Annotated in this window: 18 protein-coding genes and 2 pseudogenes; 13 read left to right on the forward strand and 7 right to left on the reverse strand. The window is 69.5% G+C overall.

Features of this window, described 5'->3' with window-relative positions; genetic code table 11:
* Positions 1-332 precede the first annotated feature (332 nt).
* On the reverse strand, positions 333-1,031 hold the full coding sequence (locus tag ACZ3TS_RS40760) for a TetR/AcrR family transcriptional regulator (protein ID WP_467627696.1): 699 nt from the start codon (positions 1,029-1,031) through the stop codon (positions 333-335).
* Between the two features lie 101 nt (positions 1,032-1,132).
* Between ACZ3TS_RS40760 and ACZ3TS_RS40765 the strand changes: the two genes are divergently transcribed.
* Positions 1,133-1,690, forward strand: a complete 558-nt coding sequence (locus ACZ3TS_RS40765; RefSeq protein WP_467627698.1) for a hypothetical protein — start codon at positions 1,133-1,135, stop codon at positions 1,688-1,690.
* 207 nt (positions 1,691-1,897) lie between these two features.
* On the opposite strand, the gene ACZ3TS_RS40770 is transcribed toward ACZ3TS_RS40765, so the two are convergent.
* Entirely contained in the window at positions 1,898-2,101 is a 204-nt protein-coding gene (locus ACZ3TS_RS40770; protein ID WP_345125222.1) for a cold-shock protein, read from the reverse strand.
* A 564-nt stretch (positions 2,102-2,665) separates the two neighbouring features.
* On the opposite strand from ACZ3TS_RS40770, the gene ACZ3TS_RS40775 reads away from it, so the two are divergent.
* From ACZ3TS_RS40775 to ACZ3TS_RS40785, 3 genes are all read left to right on the forward strand, one after another.
* On the forward strand, positions 2,666-3,481 hold the full coding sequence (locus tag ACZ3TS_RS40775) for a class I SAM-dependent methyltransferase (protein ID WP_467627733.1): 816 nt from the start codon (positions 2,666-2,668) through the stop codon (positions 3,479-3,481).
* Between the two features lie 163 nt (positions 3,482-3,644).
* Entirely contained in the window at positions 3,645-4,097 is a 453-nt protein-coding gene (locus ACZ3TS_RS40780) for a transposase family protein (protein ID WP_467627700.1), read from the forward strand.
* Between the two features lie 35 nt (positions 4,098-4,132).
* A complete protein-coding gene (locus ACZ3TS_RS40785) occupies positions 4,133-4,306 on the forward strand; it encodes a hypothetical protein (RefSeq protein ID WP_467627703.1) in 174 nt (57 codons plus the stop codon).
* A gap of 109 nt (positions 4,307-4,415) precedes the next feature.
* Here the strand turns inward: ACZ3TS_RS40785 and ACZ3TS_RS40790 are convergent, their stop codons facing one another.
* Positions 4,416-5,297, reverse strand: coding sequence for an SDR family oxidoreductase (locus ACZ3TS_RS40790; RefSeq protein ID WP_467627705.1), 882 nt, complete (start codon positions 5,295-5,297; stop codon positions 4,416-4,418).
* An 88-nt stretch (positions 5,298-5,385) separates the two neighbouring features.
* Between ACZ3TS_RS40790 and ACZ3TS_RS40795 the strand changes: the two genes are divergently transcribed.
* Positions 5,386-5,964: a TetR/AcrR family transcriptional regulator gene (locus ACZ3TS_RS40795; RefSeq protein ID WP_467627707.1), complete on the forward strand. Its 579-nt coding sequence runs from the start codon at positions 5,386-5,388 to the stop codon at positions 5,962-5,964.
* 295 nt (positions 5,965-6,259) lie between these two features.
* On the opposite strand, the gene ACZ3TS_RS40800 is transcribed toward ACZ3TS_RS40795, so the two are convergent.
* Complete coding sequence (locus ACZ3TS_RS40800; protein ID WP_467627710.1) at positions 6,260-6,841, reverse strand: GNAT family N-acetyltransferase; 582 nt, start codon at positions 6,839-6,841, stop codon at positions 6,260-6,262.
* 201 nt (positions 6,842-7,042) lie between these two features.
* Here ACZ3TS_RS40800 and ACZ3TS_RS40805 point away from each other — a divergent pair, with 201 nt between their 5' ends.
* From ACZ3TS_RS40805 to ACZ3TS_RS40830, 6 genes and pseudogenes are all read left to right on the forward strand, one after another.
* Positions 7,043-7,513 carry a MarR family winged helix-turn-helix transcriptional regulator gene (locus ACZ3TS_RS40805; RefSeq protein WP_467627712.1) on the forward strand — a complete coding sequence of 157 codons (471 nt, stop codon included), beginning with the start codon at positions 7,043-7,045 and terminating at the stop codon, positions 7,511-7,513.
* A 101-nt stretch (positions 7,514-7,614) separates the two neighbouring features.
* On the forward strand, positions 7,615-9,336 hold the full coding sequence (locus ACZ3TS_RS40810; RefSeq protein ID WP_467627714.1) for an MFS transporter: 1,722 nt from the start codon (positions 7,615-7,617) through the stop codon (positions 9,334-9,336).
* Positions 9,337-9,584: 248 nt separating this feature from the next.
* A complete protein-coding gene (locus ACZ3TS_RS40815) occupies positions 9,585-9,950 on the forward strand; it encodes a peptidoglycan-binding domain-containing protein (RefSeq protein WP_467627717.1) in 366 nt (121 codons plus the stop codon).
* A 171-nt stretch (positions 9,951-10,121) separates the two neighbouring features.
* Positions 10,122-10,475, forward strand: coding sequence for a VOC family protein (locus ACZ3TS_RS40820; protein ID WP_467627719.1), 354 nt, complete (start codon positions 10,122-10,124; stop codon positions 10,473-10,475).
* A gap of 79 nt (positions 10,476-10,554) precedes the next feature.
* Positions 10,555-11,169, forward strand: coding sequence for a helix-turn-helix domain-containing protein (locus ACZ3TS_RS40825; protein ID WP_467627721.1), 615 nt, complete (start codon positions 10,555-10,557; stop codon positions 11,167-11,169).
* A gap of 321 nt (positions 11,170-11,490) precedes the next feature.
* A pseudogene (locus tag ACZ3TS_RS40830) lies at positions 11,491-11,748 on the forward strand (LamG-like jellyroll fold domain-containing protein); the annotation flags it as partial.
* Positions 11,749-11,865: 117 nt separating this feature from the next.
* Here the strand turns inward: ACZ3TS_RS40830 and ACZ3TS_RS40835 are convergent.
* Positions 11,866-13,470, reverse strand: coding sequence for an MFS transporter (locus ACZ3TS_RS40835; protein ID WP_467627724.1), 1,605 nt, complete (start codon positions 13,468-13,470; stop codon positions 11,866-11,868).
* Between the two features lie 56 nt (positions 13,471-13,526).
* On the opposite strand from ACZ3TS_RS40835, the gene ACZ3TS_RS40840 reads away from it, so the two are divergent.
* Positions 13,527-14,063 (forward strand): winged helix-turn-helix transcriptional regulator, encoded by a 537-nt coding sequence (locus tag ACZ3TS_RS40840; RefSeq protein WP_467627726.1) that lies wholly within the window; start codon positions 13,527-13,529, stop codon positions 14,061-14,063.
* On the opposite strand, the pseudogene ACZ3TS_RS40845 reads toward ACZ3TS_RS40840, so the two are convergent.
* Positions 14,042-14,371, reverse strand: a pseudogene (locus ACZ3TS_RS40845) (dihydrofolate reductase family protein); the annotation flags it as partial. The gene ACZ3TS_RS40840 and the pseudogene ACZ3TS_RS40845 overlap by 22 nt on opposite strands.
* Before the next feature lie 157 nt (positions 14,372-14,528).
* Positions 14,529-15,110: a protein NO VEIN domain-containing protein gene (locus ACZ3TS_RS40850; protein ID WP_467627728.1), complete on the reverse strand. Its 582-nt coding sequence runs from the start codon at positions 15,108-15,110 to the stop codon at positions 14,529-14,531.
* A 126-nt stretch (positions 15,111-15,236) separates the two neighbouring features.
* On the opposite strand from ACZ3TS_RS40850, the gene ACZ3TS_RS40855 reads away from it, so the two are divergent.
* Positions 15,237-15,476, forward strand: a complete 240-nt coding sequence (locus tag ACZ3TS_RS40855) for a hypothetical protein (protein WP_467627730.1) — start codon at positions 15,237-15,239, stop codon at positions 15,474-15,476.
* The last annotated feature ends 528 nt before the right edge of the window (positions 15,477-16,004 follow it).

Raw genomic sequence — 16,004 nt, forward strand, 5'->3', positions numbered from 1 at the left:
GAACGCGCCAAGGCGAGACGACGTCCGCCGGACGACCACGCACCGATTTTCACGCACACAGGGTGTCGCCGTCAGGCGACCGGATTACTGACCCCAACTCCAAAGGGTGTAGCTCTCCTGCAGTGAGATCCTTCAGGCCGTCAGAGGTACCGACGAAACGGGCCTCCGGAAGTGACGAAACTTGCGACCGGGGGTCCGTTTCGCGTTGAGCCCGCCCAACTGGCCCCTGCGGTCCGCACCGCAGCCCCCGGACTCTCGCGCGCCTTCAACTGCGGCAGTTGACCGCGCCTTGGCCCGCTCGGCGCTCAACGCGGGTCGAGCCCCGACCGCGGTTACGCGTTGGGCGGCGAACACTCGATGTCGGAGACCGTCGTGGCCGCCGAGGACGCCTGGCCGGGTGCGGAGGCGGCGTGCTCGTCGAGCCCACGGGCGCTATGGATCCGCAGCAGTCCATCGATGCCGCGCAGCAGGGTCTCGCCAGCCAGGACGGGGTCGCCGAGGTAGCCGGCGCTCATCGCGCCGTCGCGGAGCATGACGAAGTGCCGCCCGGCGTACTCGGCCTGCGCGGCCGTGATCTCGGCGAACAGTCCGGTGATCGTCTGCAGGAACCACTCGCGGTGTTGCACGACGGCACGGTGGACCGGGTGGGCGGGATCGGGGAATTCCGCTGCCGCGTTGAGGAAGGCGCATCCGCGGTAACCGGGCGAGCGGATCTGCTCGACCAGGGACGCACCGATGCCCCGCAGGATGCCGTCGGTCGGCACGTCCGCGGCCATCAGGGAGCCGATCTGGGTGCGGATCGCCTGGTCGACGCTTCCGATGTAGGCGACGGCAAGGTCTTCTTTGCTGCGGAAGTGGCGGTAGAAGGTGGCGTTGGTGACCTTCGACTCGGCGACCAGACGGTCGACGCCCACCGTGTGGATGCCCTCCGCGTAGAAGAGCTGCCCGGCGGTCCTCAGGAGCCGCTCCCGGGCCTCGGAGACTCTCCTGCCGGTGCCTGTGCCAGCTTCCGTCTGCGTCATGTCACCCATGATAGCGGGTAGAACGCTCTCTCTTGTTTTCGCGGAAGGGGTGTGCCAGGCTGCAAACAAGAGAGAGCGTTCTCTCTATCCCACACTCACTGGAGAACCCCATGGCCTCCGCCGCCTCCGCCGAGCATGTCGGCGCCACGCCCGCCCTGCGTCGGCTGTACGTCATCCGCTTCGTCTTCGCCGCCGCGTGGGCGGTGCTCCTGCTGTTGTCCGGCTCGGACCTCACCGTCGCGGCCAAGCTGCTGCTGTTCCTCTATCCGGCTTTCGACGTGGCCGCAGCCGTCGTCGATGCCAGGTCGGCGCGCGCCGACGGGCCGGTCAAGGGCCTGTACGCCAACATCGCCGTCAGCTCGCTCGCCGCTGTCGGCGTCGCGGTCGCCAGCGCCTCGGGCGTCGCCGACGTGTTGCGCGTATGGGGCGCGTGGGCGGTCGCCTCCGGGCTGGTCCAGCTCCTCGTGGGCGTCGCGCGCCGGCCGATGGGCGGCCAGTGGGCCATGATCGTCAGCGGCGGCATCTCGGTGCTGGCCGGCGCGACCTTCATCCGAAGCGCCTCACGGGACGACCCCTCGCTGACCACCCTCGCCGGTTACGCCACGCTCGGAGGGATCTTCTTCCTCGTCTCGGCGTTCCGCCTGTCCCGCTCACCCCGCAGGGGCTGACCGATGGCGACCGAGGATCACGGCTACCGGACGCGGCGCGCGAGTCGGGACGTGCCCGACAGGGTCCGGCTCGGCGACAGGACGGTGCGGCGGATGGCGTTCGGCGCCATGAGGATGGCCGGGCCCGCGATTTCAGGCGCATCACACTAGCTGCCAGACACGGAGGCCCGGCACCATCCACGGTGCCGGGCCTGTTGGGGAGCTGGGTCAGATGACGCGGATGTTCTCCGCCTGGGGGCCCTTCTGGCCTTGGGCGACGTCGAACTCCACGTGCTGGCCCTCCTGCAGTTCGCGGAAGCCCTGAGCCGCAATGTTGGAGTAGTGGGCGAAGACGTCCGGGCCGCCGCCCTCCTGCTCGATGAAGCCGAAGCCCTTCTCCGCGTTGAACCACTTCACAGTGCCCTTGGCCATGCCTGTCTCCTTCGAGGGGGTTCGGGCCTGCACAATGCGGGCCCGGAGGTAATCGCCCTGGTCCGGAGAGGGCTGCACAGCAAAACGCCCGCAGGCAAGGTGACCACGGGCGCACGACTTCGGAACCACGACTGCTCTATGGACAACGCTAATGCCTCTGCTGGGGCACCGCTAGCCCGAAACGCTGCCAGCCCCGCCATGCGCCGATACAGGTACTGCCGCGAGCCGTTGAGGGCGACCGCCTGCTTGTGGCAAAGGCCCTTGACGGCTCCTTCGGGGGTGAACCGCTCGGTGTGCAACCGAGTGGCCTCCCGCAACGCGCCGTCCTTGGACCAGGCCGGGTTGGCTATGCACGTGAGAACGGGCTCTGGTCCACTTCGTCTGGTCGCGTACACAGGGCGACTGTTGATCTTCGCCTAATGGTGGTTTTAGTGGTCGTAGGCGGTCGGTGCCCGCATGACTGGCTGGCCGCGCATGAACCTGGCTCCCCTCATCAGGCCCCTGGAATCGATCATCTAGGCTGGCGCGGTGGCTGATGAGCAGGAGCGGGTGCAGCCGTCGGGAGTGTGGGCCACGGCGGTGGGGGTGGCCAGGGTGCGGGCGCTGGAGACCGAGCGGGAGAACGCGCTGTTCCGCGACCCACTGGCACAGGCCTTCGCCACCGCCGGCGGCCTATGGCCCTCCTCGCCGCCGCTGCCCGATGACGAGGCCGCGCGCCGCCGCCGACTGGCCGTGTCGTTCTCCATCGTCATCAGGACGAAGTTCCTCGACGATCTGTTGCAGCAGGCCTCCGCGTCCGGGGTCCGGCAGGTCGTGCTGCTCGGCGCCGGCATGGACAGCCGGGCCTTCCGGATGGACTGGCCCGAGGGCACCCGGCTGTTCGAGGTCGACACCGCCGTGCCGTTGGACTTCAAGGCTTCGGTGCTGCGCCAGGAGCGGGCCGTCGCACGCTGCGAGCGGATCACCGTCGCGGTGGATCTGCGTGAGGACTGGCCAGGCGCGCTGGCCGCCGCAGGGCACGACCCGGCCGTGCCGACCGCGTGGATCGCCGAAGGACTACTGATCTATCTGCCCGAGGACGCGGTGGAGCTGCTGCTGGCCCGGATCAGCGCGCAGTCGGCGGCAGGCAGTCGGATGGGGCTGACATTGGGCTCGCACGGCGTGATCGAGCGCTTCGGCGCGGACGCCGCGCCGGGATCGGCGGCGTCCATGTGGGTCTCGGAGATGCCCGACGACCCGGTGGGCTGGCTGGCCGGGCACGGCTGGGAGGCCGACAGCCACACCCTGCGCGAGCGCGCTGCCGCCTACGGCCGCCCGATCAGCACCCCTCTGCAGCGCGAGGAGCGGCCCGGCGGACTGATCTCGGCGGTCCGCCGGTAGAGCGTCTCCCGGTTCCCCAGATGATCGATTCCAAGGGGGCCTGATGAGTGGAGCCAGGTTCATGCGCGGCCAGCCAGCCATGCGCGCACTGACCGCCAACGACCACTGAAGTTCGCCCGAAAATCGCCTGGCTGGATGGTGGTGTGGTCGACAGTCCTTCGCCGTGAACGAAGTGCTGCCGCAGTTGAACGAGCTGCTGTTTTCCTCGGTCGAGGGCGTGTTGGTGGAATCGGTCGAGGTGATCGACACGGTCGTCCGGGTCGAGGCCCCGTCGACCGCAGGGCGGGCGGCCTGTCCGGGGTGCGGGTGCTGGTCGGGGCGAATGCACGGCTCCTACCTGCGATTCCCTCGTGATCTGCTGGCGGAGGGCAAGTTCGTCATGGTGCCGTTGCGGGTGCGGAAGTTCGTCTGCGAGATCAGGGAACAGGGCTATCCCCGCGGCTACGCCAGTGTCCCTGCCTACGTCAGCAGGACGCTTCGCGGCAAACCCCAACCGGTCGGCCCCGCCCGCCGTCAGCCCGGACCGTTGCGCGCTGGATCCTCACCCACCCCGAGGCCCTACCCGAAGGCGACCGGCTCCAGCTCAAAGCCGTCCTGGCCAATTGCCCCGAGCTGACGGCACTTGCCGAGCACGTGCGCTCCTTCGGGCACATGGTCGCTCACCTCCAGGGTGACCAGTTGCCGGCCTGGATCGAAGCGGCTACCTCCACCACCGAACTGCCCAGCCTCCGGAGCTTCGCCCAACACCTCGAACGCGAGCTCAAGCGCCAGATGTTCGGCCGCGCAGGATTCGATCTCCTGCGCAAACGAGTCCTGTTGGCGTAACCGAGAGTCACGCGACCACACGAAGTGGCCCAGAGCCGGTACACAGCCACCGGACGGAGGGTCCCCCGCGCGCGTGTGCGTTGCTCGGGCCGTGTTCCGTCGAAACGCCTCAGGGCTGAATGTTCTCCAAGTCCTCGAGGAGGCCGGAGTGCGTCGGCTGCCACCCGAGGGCATCGCGGGTGTGGGCGCTGGACGCCGGCTGGTCCATGGCGAAGATCGGGCCGAACGGGCCGAAGTATTCCTGCGGAACCTTCTCGACCGGCAGGCCCAGTCGCCGACCGATGACTGTCGCGATGTCCCGCACCGCGTCGCCCTCGTCGCCGACGGCCTGCCAGGACGTCCCGGCCGGTGCCGACTCAAGGACCAGACGGAACAGGACCGCTGCGTCGAGCGCGTGCACAGCCGGCCAGCGCTGGGTGCCGTCGCCCGGGTAACCGGACACCCCGGTGCGGCGCGCTGCATCGACCAACAGGCCGGCGAATCCGCCTTGGCCCTCGTTGTGGACCGTGCGCGGCATGCGGACCGCCATGCTGCGCAGACCGCGCGAGGCGAGATCCAGCAGCGCTGTGACCGAACGGCCTCGACCACCCACCGGTCCGTCGGTCGGCAGCGGATCGGCCTCGGTGGAGGCGCGCCCCGGCACCCAGGGCGTACCCGAGACCGTGACGATCGGGCGGTCGCTTCCGATGAGTTCCTGCCCCAGCGCGGCGAGGGCGGCGCTCTCCTCGGCTATGGCCTGCGTGAGCGCATCAGGACTGCTGTAGTCGCGTCCGAACGCCAGACTGATCACGCCGTCGGACTGCGCAGCGCCGGACCGCAGGACGTCGAGGTCCGCCAGATCTCCTCGCAGCACCTTGGCACCAGCGCTCTCAAGGGCCTGCGCGGAGCCGTCCGAGCGAGCCAGTGCGAGAACGGTGTGGCCGTTGCCGAGCAGTTCGGCGACGACGGCGGAGCCGATGGTGCCGGTACCGCCGGTGATGAAAACGTGCATGAGCGCTCCCTGAAAGTGATGGGACTGTTGTCCCATCACTGACCCTACACGGTGACGGGACAGGTGTCCCATCACCTATGCTGGCCTCATGGTCAGATGGCAACCAGGGGCGACCCAGCGACTCGTCGTTGCGGCCGTCGACCTGTTCACCGAGCAGGGGTACGACGCCACCACGGTGGCGCAGATCGCCGAGCGCGCCGGCGTCACCAAGAGCACCTTCTTCCGGCACTTCTCCGACAAGCGCGAGCTACTGGTCGCCGGCCAGGAGACGCTCAGCAGGCTGCTCGCCGACGGCATCACCGAGGCGCCTGCGAGCGCCAGTCCGCTTCAGGCGGTGGCGGCCGGTCTCGAGCGCGCATCGAGCGCCATGGGGCTGGCGAACCGCGAACTCGGTCCCCGGCTCAAAGCAGCCGTGGCAGCCAGCACCGAACTTCAGGAGCGCGACGCCCTCAAGAGCGTCGGTCTCGCGGCCGCCATGACAGCCGCGCTCATCGCCCGCGGTGTCCCCGACCCGACTGCGCATCTCGCGGGCGAGCTGGGAGTCCTCGCGTTCAAGCGGGGCTACGCCCAGTGGTCCGAAAGCGATCGTGATGACACTGAAGGGCTCGCGCCACATGCACTGGCAGCCCTGGAGGACCTGCGCGCGGCAACTGCGTCGCTGGGCTGATCGATCCCGCTTGCCTGTCGTCGGCCGGGCCCTGGCGGCCCCGTGGGTGCCCGTCGTCCACCGAGGCTGACGCCGTGCACGAGTGGCTGACGTGGGCGTCGGTCGGGGCGGAGGGCTGCTTGTGGCCGCTCCGCTTGCCGGTTCAGCTGCCCGAGCCCGCAGGCCAGGCTGAGGAAGGCCTCGTGGATGTCGTCGCGGATGTCGTCGCGGATCTCCCAGCGGATGCGTAACCGGCGGATCACTCCGTTGACGCACCGGGCCCCGGATGCGTTCGGCGGACCCGGACATCCTCGTGTCACCAGAGCATGTCGATGTCCCCCGGATACAGCTCGATGCGACTGTGGTGGAAGGACGCCTCCCCCCGCCGGCTCCCTGCCGAGAAGAACGCGGCCATGGTCACCTTGTCGAAGCCGGGCCGGTCGCTGGGGAAAGGCGCCTCGGGTGTCCCCCCGACCAGCACCGCACCGGGAAGCTGCCGCCAGCCTGCGCTCTCATAGAACGGCTGCAGCGGCCGGTTGCAGGTGAACAGCCCCAGGTCCAGGCGCCGCGCGGCCATCACCTCCCTGGCCGCCCTCACCAGGTGCCGTCCGTACCCGCGGCCGCGCAGATCCCACCGCGTCACCACGGTGCTCAGCCCACCGGCCGTGTACTGACCGCCGGAGTGGCTGATCGTCTTGGACAGGATGTCCAGGGCGGCCAGCACCGTTCCCTCGCTCACGAGCAGCAAGGACGACGGCCGCAGCGCGGGATCATGAACCGGCCCTGCGACGGGCTCGCCCGAGCCTCGAGCGGACGGCCACGCCTGCTCCTGCAACGCGCGCACCTGCACGCGCAGCTCGGAGGGGACGGCTTCTTCGGGAAATGACAGGATCTGCACCCGCCGATTCTCGTGTCCCGTGATGCGAGTGCAAGCGACTATCCGGCGTGGCGACCGAAGCGAGGTGCACCTCACCGGAGCGGAGGCCGTGGTCGTCTGTCTATTCCGCAAGGCGCGGCCCGCATGCCCGATCGGCGTCCGACTGGCCGGTTCCCGGCCCTGCATATTGTTTCCCATTACACCTAGATGCATAATGCGCTTATGCATAAGCAGGTTATGGACATGGAAGCGGTCCCCCAGGCGCCCCCCGAAGACCTGATCATCGCCGTGGAGCAGCTGGTCCGGTACGTGCGTTACAGCTCCACCACCGGCGGCCTGAGCGTCGCGGCCGCCTCCGCACTGGCCCGTCTGAGCCGCGAGGGCCCCCATCGGCTGACCGAACTGGCCCGGGCCGAACGCGCCTCCCAGCCGAACATGACCCAGCTCGTCACCCGCATGGAGCGCGCGGGCCTGGTGCGGCGCGTCGCCGACAGCAGCGACGGCCGGGGCGTACTGGTGGAAGCCACCGACGCCGGCCTCGACCTGTTCCGGCAGCGGCGCGTCGAGCACGCTGACGCCCTGCGGCAGTTGGTCGAGGAGCTGACCGGTCCTGAGCAGGGTGCGGTGAACGTCGCGCTGCCGGCCTTGGCCCGCGCGATCCAGGACCGTCAGGCCCGTCATGCCCGTTCCTGATCTGCCTCCCACTTCACGCCAACGCAACTCACGACAACGCACTTCACGCCAACGCACTTCACGCCAACGCACTTCACGACATCGCTGAGAGAGAACCTCATATGAGTGCATCGCACGGGACGGCCGCGAGCCCGTTCAAGCAGCCCAAGGCAGTCTGGGCCGTCGCGTTCGCCTGCGTCATCTCGTTCATGGGCATCGGACTGGTCGATCCGATCCTGCCCGCCCTGGCCGAGAGCCTGCACGCCTCGCCCAGCCAGGTCTCCCTGCTGTTCACCAGCTACCTGATCGTGACCGCCGTGGCCATGCTGATCGTCGGCTGGTTCTCCAGCCGCTTCGGCGCCAAACGCACCCTGGTCATAGGCCTCGCCGTCATCGTCGTCTTCGCCGCACTGGCCGGCACCTCCGGCTCCATCAACGGCATCGTCGGGTTCCGCGCCGGGTGGGGGCTGGGCAACGCCCTCTTCATCGCCACCTCCCTGGCCGTCATCGTCGCCTCCGCGAGCGGCGGTTTCGGCGGCGCGATCATCCTGTACGAGACGGCCCTCGGCCTCGGCATCGCCGTAGGCCCGCTGCTCGGCGGCGAGTTGGGCGGCATCAGCTGGCGCGGTCCCTTCTTCGGCGTCGCAGTCCTCATGGCCATCGCCCTGGCCGCCACCGTCGCCTTCGTTCCCTCCCTGCCGAAGCCCGCCCGCCCCACCTCACCGCTCGCCCCGCTCAAGGCGCTGCGTCACCGAGGACTGCTGACGATGGGCATCATGGCCCTGCTGTACAACTGGGGCTTCTTCACCATGCTCGGCTACGCCCCCTACCCGATGGAACTGAACGCGCATCAGCTCGGCCTGGTCTTCACCGGCTGGGGGCTGCTCGTCGCCGCCTTCAGCGTGTTCTTCGCCCCGCGCCTGCAGGCCCGCTACGGCACCGCCCCCGTGCTCTACGCCAACCTGCTCGGCCTCGGGATCGTGATGGCCGTCATCGCCGCCGGCGTCTCCAACCCGACCGTGGTGATCGTGACGGTCATCGTCAGCGGCGCCTTCATCGGCATCAACAACACCCTCACCACCCAGGCCGTCATGCTCGTCTCCCCGGTGGAGCGCCCCGTGGCCTCCTCCGCCTACGGGTTCCTGCGCTTCATCGGCGGCGGGCTCGCCCCCTACGCCGCGGGCAAGCTCGCCGACGCCGCCGACCTCAGCGCCCCCTTCTACCTGGGCGCCGCCACCTTCGTCCTGGCCATCCCGGTCCTGGCGAGCGGCCACCGACTGCTCCGCCAGGCCGAGCAGCACACCGGCGAGGACCAGCCGGTCACCCCCACGTTCACCCCCGTCGGCACCCCGGCCGACACCGGACTGCCTCCGCTCATCGTCGCCGTCGGCGCCCACGAACGGGCCGCCGTCATCGTCGACACCGCGGCACTGCTCGCCCGCGACACCGGCAGCCCCCTGGAGGTGGTCCACGTCCAGCAGACCGCCGTCGTCGAGGAACAGGCCGTCGACACCGAGGACACCGATCAGGCCCGTGCCGCCGTCACGGCCCACCTCGACCGCCTCGCCGCCCACGGCATCGCCGCCACCGGACAGATCCTCACCAGCGTCGGCGACCACGCCGCCGCCGGGCGGGCCCTCGCCCGGCACGCCGCCGACGTCCACGCCGGCACCGTCGCCGTCGGACGCTCCCCGCGCGGCCCGCTCACCCAGTTCGCCGACGGCAGCTTCACCACAGCCCTCACCCACGCCGCCGCCTGCACCGTCGTCCTCGTCGACCCGGACCACAGCCCTCGACCGCTGACCGCGGCGACCCTCACGGAACTACGCAACAGCGCGGCCTGAGCCGAGCGCGCAGGCCGACCGAGCAAACCCTGCTGTCGGGCAGCCACGCCACGCCTGACTGCCCGACAGGCAGCGGCACCGCCTCATGCGGGGGCTGGTCGTGGAGGTTGCGGCTGGTACGACCCGGCAGGCCGTGGTAAAGGTGACCAGCCTGCGCCGACCCGGGGTCCGGATGCGGGCTGGGGCTGCCCGGATGATCCTGTGGATGTGGGGGGAACCCATCAAGCGGCCGGGCCGAAAGGAGCGGGATGAGACAGCGCAAACTGGTCACCTTGGGCGCGGCGCTGTGTACGGCCGCATCGCTGGCTCTGGCTGTCCCACAGGTCGCCGCAGCCGATTCGACGGCGTGTTCCTATATCCCATCGGCGTTTCGGCCCACGCTTACATACGGTCAAACCGGTGCGGCGGTCAAGCAGGCTCAATGCCTGAGCAACATGTGGGGAGGCCAGCCGCCGAAGCTCAGTCTCGACGGGGTCTTTGGCTCTGTCATGCTGAAGAAGATCGCGTGGATTCAGGGTTGCCACGGCCTGCCGGAGAGCGGTGTCATCGATGCGCGCACCTGGCAGGTGCTGTATCGCCCTGCCCTGGGCTGCTACAACCCCTATCCGGTCTGAGCAATCGCTCACCCGCCCGGCCCGCACCAGCGAGGCCGTGGTACTCGCGGTGGCCTGCGACGAACGAGTGACACCCGGATGCTTACGAGTTCCCCCCGGTTGAGACGGGGGATGAAGCGGGCGATGGTGTGATCCCAGCACGCCCGATCGCCGTCCTGCCAAGATGGCGGCATGGAACGTGTACTTGGAATCGGTGGCTACTTCATGCGGGCCGCCGACCCGGCGGCCCTGAGCGCGTGGTATCGCGATTTCCTAGGCCTGGATGCCGATGAGAACGGCCTGTGGCGTCAGACAGCCGGGCTGACGGTGTTCGCGACGTTCGAGTCCGAGACCGACTACTTCGGGTCCCGTGCCCAGCAAACCATGCTCAACTTCCGGGTCCGCGACCTGGATGCGATGCTCGCGCAATTGCGCGCCAAGGGAGCGAACGTGGCCAAAGAAACGCAGGACATGGAGGGTGTCGGTCGATTCGGCTGGGTCACCGATCCTGAGGGCAATCGGGTCGAGCTGTGGCAGCCCGCCTGACCGCGTCTTCACGCAGGCGGTGACGTGCTGGTGGCCCACTAGGTTGTCGAGGTGTGAACCTTGGTCAGGTCCGCTCGGCATGTCCCATTACGCGTTCTGCGGGCTGTCACGGGAACACCTTGGCGAGCTCGTCACCGAACTCGCGCCGCAGTGGGAGGCGCGTTGCGAGTCCGGACCCCGCCAGCGGCGCCGCAGCAACCGGCGGCGCGAGGCCGGCGCCGGGCCAAAATACGCGTTGGTGTTCACCGACCGACTGCTGGTCACCCTGGTCCACCTGCGCACCGGTTTGACTCACGAGGCCATGGGCGTGGTCTACCAGGTCGGGTCCTCCACGATCGGCCGGGCAATCGGCGAGATCAGGCCGCTGCTGGCCGAACGCGGGTTCGCCGTCCCGCAACGACCGGGCCTGCGCCTGCGCACCCTGGCCGACGTGTTCACCGACGCCGAGCCCGAAAACGTCGCACGGCGCATCGACGGCACCGAAACCCAGGTCCGTCGGCCGAAGGTCGGACGCCCCGGACGGGCCGTCTTCGTCTCCGGCAAGCGCAAGCAGCACACGATCAAGACCACCACCATCAGCAACGCCAAGGACGCACCCTGTGGTGCGGGGCGGTGCGGCCGGGTCGGATGCACGACCAGACCGCGATGCGCGCCGAGGGCATCGCTGAACAGTTCCGGCTCTACCCACGCGTGAAAGCCGAGGTCGAGGAAGGCTTCCGGGGACTTGCCGACGAGTTCCCCGACCAGGTGAGCGTTCCGCCCGCAAGCCGAAGAACCTCGGCGAAGGAGCGATCGCCGAACAGTCGGCTGGCGGCGGGCCAAGCGCCGCCAGTCCTGCCAGCGGATCGCCGTCGAACACGCAAACTCGAACTGCGTCCATGGCGGCGCCCGGCAGCGGCGATCACGGCCTCCGTCGTGATGAGGTCGTTCAGCGACTCCTGGACGTCCGCCATAGGCACACCGGCCAACACGGGCGGGCCGTCGCCGCGCGGACGGCGGCGAGGGCCAGGGCCATCGTCTCGCCGTGATCTACGACGACGGGACCGACACGATCAAGCTCTACCTCGACGGCTACACGAACGCCGAGGCGACCGCGAGCCTCCCTGCCGGCCGGCACAGCACCGGTGCCCTCCAGATCGGCCGGGCCAAAGCCGGTGACGGCTGGGGCGAGTACCTCCTCGGCGATGTGGACGAGGAGCAGGCCTCCTCCGGTGCGCTGCGGGACGAGGACGTGCTCGGCCTGGGCTGGGGTACGGATCCCTGCCTGTGCTGATCCGTCCGTGCTGAGGCCCGAGGTCTGACCTCCCGACGGCCCGCCGAAACCCAGGTTCCGGCGGGCCGTCGGGCTCCGAGCAACCGCCAGGTATCACAACCAGAACCTGACGAAGCACTACTGGACGACCGGCTCGTTGCGGTGGCGCACGAAGACGGCCGCGGGGACCGCCATGGCGAGCAGGGTGATGCCGCCGACGAGCAGCCCGAGGTGGACGGCGTCAGTGAAAGCGCGGGCCGCGGAGTTCTCAACGGTATGGGCGATCGCGGGCGGCAGCTCGGCTGTCGTGCCGCCGTGGACGGCGCCGGCGGTGATGTGTGCGACATCCGGGCCGGGCACGCCCGCGGAGGACAATTGCTGTTCCAGGTAGCGGGGGAATCGGGTAGTGACGATGGTTCCCAGCACGCTGGGGCCGAGGACTGCGCCGAGCTGGCGGAACATGTTGACGGACGCGCTGGCCATGCCCGCTTGCAGGCGTGGAACGCTGTTGACCGCGGCGGCGGTGGAGGGCGCCGTCAGTAGTGCCGATCCGATGCCCGCGATGAGCAGGCCGGGCCACATCGCGCCGTAGCCGGTGAAAGGACCGATGGCCAGCAGCGCCAGCGCTCCGGCGCCCAGCATCACGAGCCCCGCTGTCAGGATGAGCGTGAATCCGACTCTTTGGACGAGACGTCCGGCAATCGCGCTGACCCCGATGTAGGTGGCGAACATCGCCAGCAGCCGGACGCCGGTGGCCAACGCGGACAGCTGCTGTACGCGCTCCATGTACAGCACGGCGAGCAGGGCGATGCCGACGAAGCCGAACATGGTCACCGTCCCGATGCCCATCACCGATGCGTAGGACCGGTTGCGGAACAGCCGCAGATCCAGCATGGGGTCGTGGTGGCGCGCCTCAGTGATCAGGAACAGCACGAGTGATACCGCGAAGACGACGTACATCGCGATGATCCGGCCGGATGTGTAACCGGCCGAACCGCCCTCGATGATCGCGTAGGTCGCCGATGCGATCGCCACGGTGCACAGCGGGACGCCGACCAGGTCGAGCTGTCGCGTCGGGTGCTTGGACTCGGTCACCAGAAGCGGCGTCAGGACCACGGCTGTGCCGCCGATCACCACGTTGATCAGATACACCGAATGCCACGAGAAGCTGCCCAGGAGCAGGCCCGCGCCGATCGGCCCGACGGCCAGGCCGACCCCGGAGCAACTGGCCCACGCGCTGATCGCCTTGGTCCGTTCGTGCGGATCGATGAACGAGTGGCTGACGAGCGACAGGCTGGACGGGAGCACAGCCGCGCCGCCGATGCCCATCACCGCTTGTGCCGTGATCAGCAGGCCCGAGCTGTCCGAGGCCAACGCGATCAGGCTGCCGGCAGTGAACACCGCGGCCCCGCCGAGGAAGACCGCACGGCGTCCTACCAGGTCGGCGAGCGTCCCGGCGGACATCACCAGGGTGACGACGACCAGGGAGTAGGCGCTCGTCACCCAGACCAGTGCGCTCGTTGACGGATGCAGATCCCGCTGGATGGCGGCCAGCGCGGAGATCGTGGAAGACACGTTGACGAAGGCCATCATCACGCCGAGGCACACGGTGAGCACACCGGGCCAGGGGCGGGAGGGCGCACCCGCCGGCGCGGTTGCGGGCCCGACGGCGACGGAGGTGCGGGGAGCCTCGGGGCGGCTGGCTGCGGTGCTCGCACCGGAAGGCTGACTGCTGCTTGGCATAGCCAGGAACCTAGCACTCTGGCTGCTTCAAAAGCTAGCCAGAGTAGGATGGGCCCATGGAAACCGTTGACCTGAATGGCGATGACTCCGTGTTCACCCGCGCGGGCGAATTCTCCGACCGGGACGCCTGGACCGCGACCGGGTGGTGCGCCGTCGAACGGTCACTGGACTTGATCGGCACCCGGTCGGCGATGATGCTGGTGCGGGAGGCGTTCTACGGGGGGCGCCGTTTCGACGACCTGGTCCGACGCACCGGGCTCGCGGAGACGGTGGCCGCCAAACGGCTGCGGCAGCTGGTGGCCGACGGGCTGATGGAGCGACGGCCGTACCGCGAGCCGGGCGCGCGCACCCGTCACGAGTACGTGCTGACCGACCGGGGTCGCGCCCTGTTCCCGCTCTTCGTCGCGCTGATGCGGTGGGGGCAGGCGGCGAATGGTGGGCCACGCGGGGTCGATCTCGTGCACGCCGACTGCGGTGCCCTGCTCGTCCCGGCTGTCCGCTGTGAGGCCGGCCACGACGTGGCCATCGGGGAGACCGAGGTACGGCTGGTGCGCGACCTCGGGCCGATGACAGACGCGGCCGAGCCGCGGTAGCGCACGAGCTCTGCCGGTGGTGAAGCATGTGCGCTTTCGGGTTCAGCCGGCGGCGCCGGCGTCCAGTCGAGGTCGGTGAGCAGCGCCGACTTCGGCGGCGAGCTCGTCACGACGACGAACGCGGGCTTGCCGACCTCGCCGGCGCCGTAGCCGGACGTGTCGTCCCAGCCGTACGGCCCGTCGACCACGTCGAAGAGTCGGCGGCCCAGGATGACGGCACCCGAACGGGCGGTCCCCTCGCGCAGGAGCCGACGGTCGTCGGCATCATCGGAAAACGCCCAGGTGTGCAGGGCCTCGCCGCCGGTGCCGCAGCTGTGCCGCAGCTGTGCCGCCAGTTCCTCGGTTTGCGGCGCCCATGGGGCCGCCAGCCGCCGTGATGGCTTCGGTCAGGTCCTGCTTCGCATCGCCCTCGGCGGTGATCCGGGCGAGGAAGGCGAAGAGCGCCGGCCTCCGGCCTCGGAGACGTCAGGCGCTGGCGACCGTTTCGGCGAACCGTGACCAGTCGGTGAACTCCCAGTCCCAGCGGCGGCAGACACGCTCCTTCGGCAGGTCGTCCCGCGAGGGATCGAGCAGCATCAGCTGGGCGTGGCGGCCGTCGCCAACCACGATGGCGAGCAGATAGCCGCCCGGTTCCATCAACATGAGGGACCTCTCGTTGTTGGTCATGGCGAACCGTGCATCGGGCCGGTCCACCTTCTTGACCTCGATCCGTACGGGTTTGCCCTGCGGATCCGCTCCCTCGAGGTCGTATCCGACGTTCTGTCCGCTGACGTCGCGCAGCGTCCAGCCGAGGTGGTTGAGGTATTCCTTCGCCGCAATCTCTGCCACTCTCCATCGCTTCAGTACCGACGCCAGAGAGTCGTCAGAGCGCGGGGCCGCCTTCGTCACGCGGATTCCTTCGGCCGGGACCGAGACGGCGGACGTCTCCTCCTGCGGGGCGGTCTCGTGCACGAGTCTGCTCTCCGCCTCGGTGAGCTTCCGGCCGTGCGTGCGGGCGAGTTCCTTGAAATACTCACCGAGCCGCGAGCGTAGCGCGCCGGACAGCACGGCGGGGTCCGCCTCGGCCAGGGCGGCGGCGAAGTCGATGCTGCGCAGGCCCAGTACCGCCTCAGTGCCCGGGCGGCGGCCTGGTTGCGCGGCTCGTACAGCGCCGAAGGGGCACCGCCGGGAAAGATGACGGCCACGTCCTGCGGCTCCAGCGGGAGTGGCGAGTGGGCGAACGACGGCCGCCGGGCGGTCATCTCCTCTCTCAGTGACGTCACGAGCAGCTTGCCGGCGGAGGCGGTGGCCGAGACCATCACGCTGCGCAGGTCCTCGCCGTCCAGGACCAGCTGCCACAGCCGGTCGCCGGGCGAGCGCAGCCGCTCCGCGATCGCCTGGGCCGCGTCGGCGAGAACCCGGCGGGTCGACTAGGGCTTCTTCGCGAGCAGCCAGGCCAGGGCCAGCTGCGAAAGGGCGGCCCCCTTGCTCTCGGCGAGCTCGGTGAGTTTGCCGGCGATGGCGACGTTGGCGTCGAAGTTCTCCTGCATCGCCGCCGACCTCGTCCTCACCGCCGTCGACCTCGACCGCATCGCAGAGATCGCCGCCGAAGACGGCATCGGCGGGCGCCTGAGCTGACCCCAGCGTGCCCGACCCGCGAGTGCCCCTGCCACCTGGCAGGGGCACTCGCGGCGACACCCGGCGCAACCAGCCTGGGAGCGCTCCGATCCCCCGAAGCCGCCCGCACCCGCCCCGCCTCCTCCCCCACCCTCTTCTTCTGTTCGGTCGGGGGGCGTTGGGGGCTGCTGAGGGGGATGTCAGGACTCCGACCACGCGGGAATGGAATGGTGACCAGCCATCATGCAGGCTGAGGGGCCTCGCGTTTTTCGGACAGGGTCTGGCCGAGCAATTCATGCCGTGAGTTGCAATTCCTGGAACTCGGCGTGCACTTCGCCCGGGGGG

Source organism: Streptomyces sp. NPDC022910 (assembly GCF_055561075.1).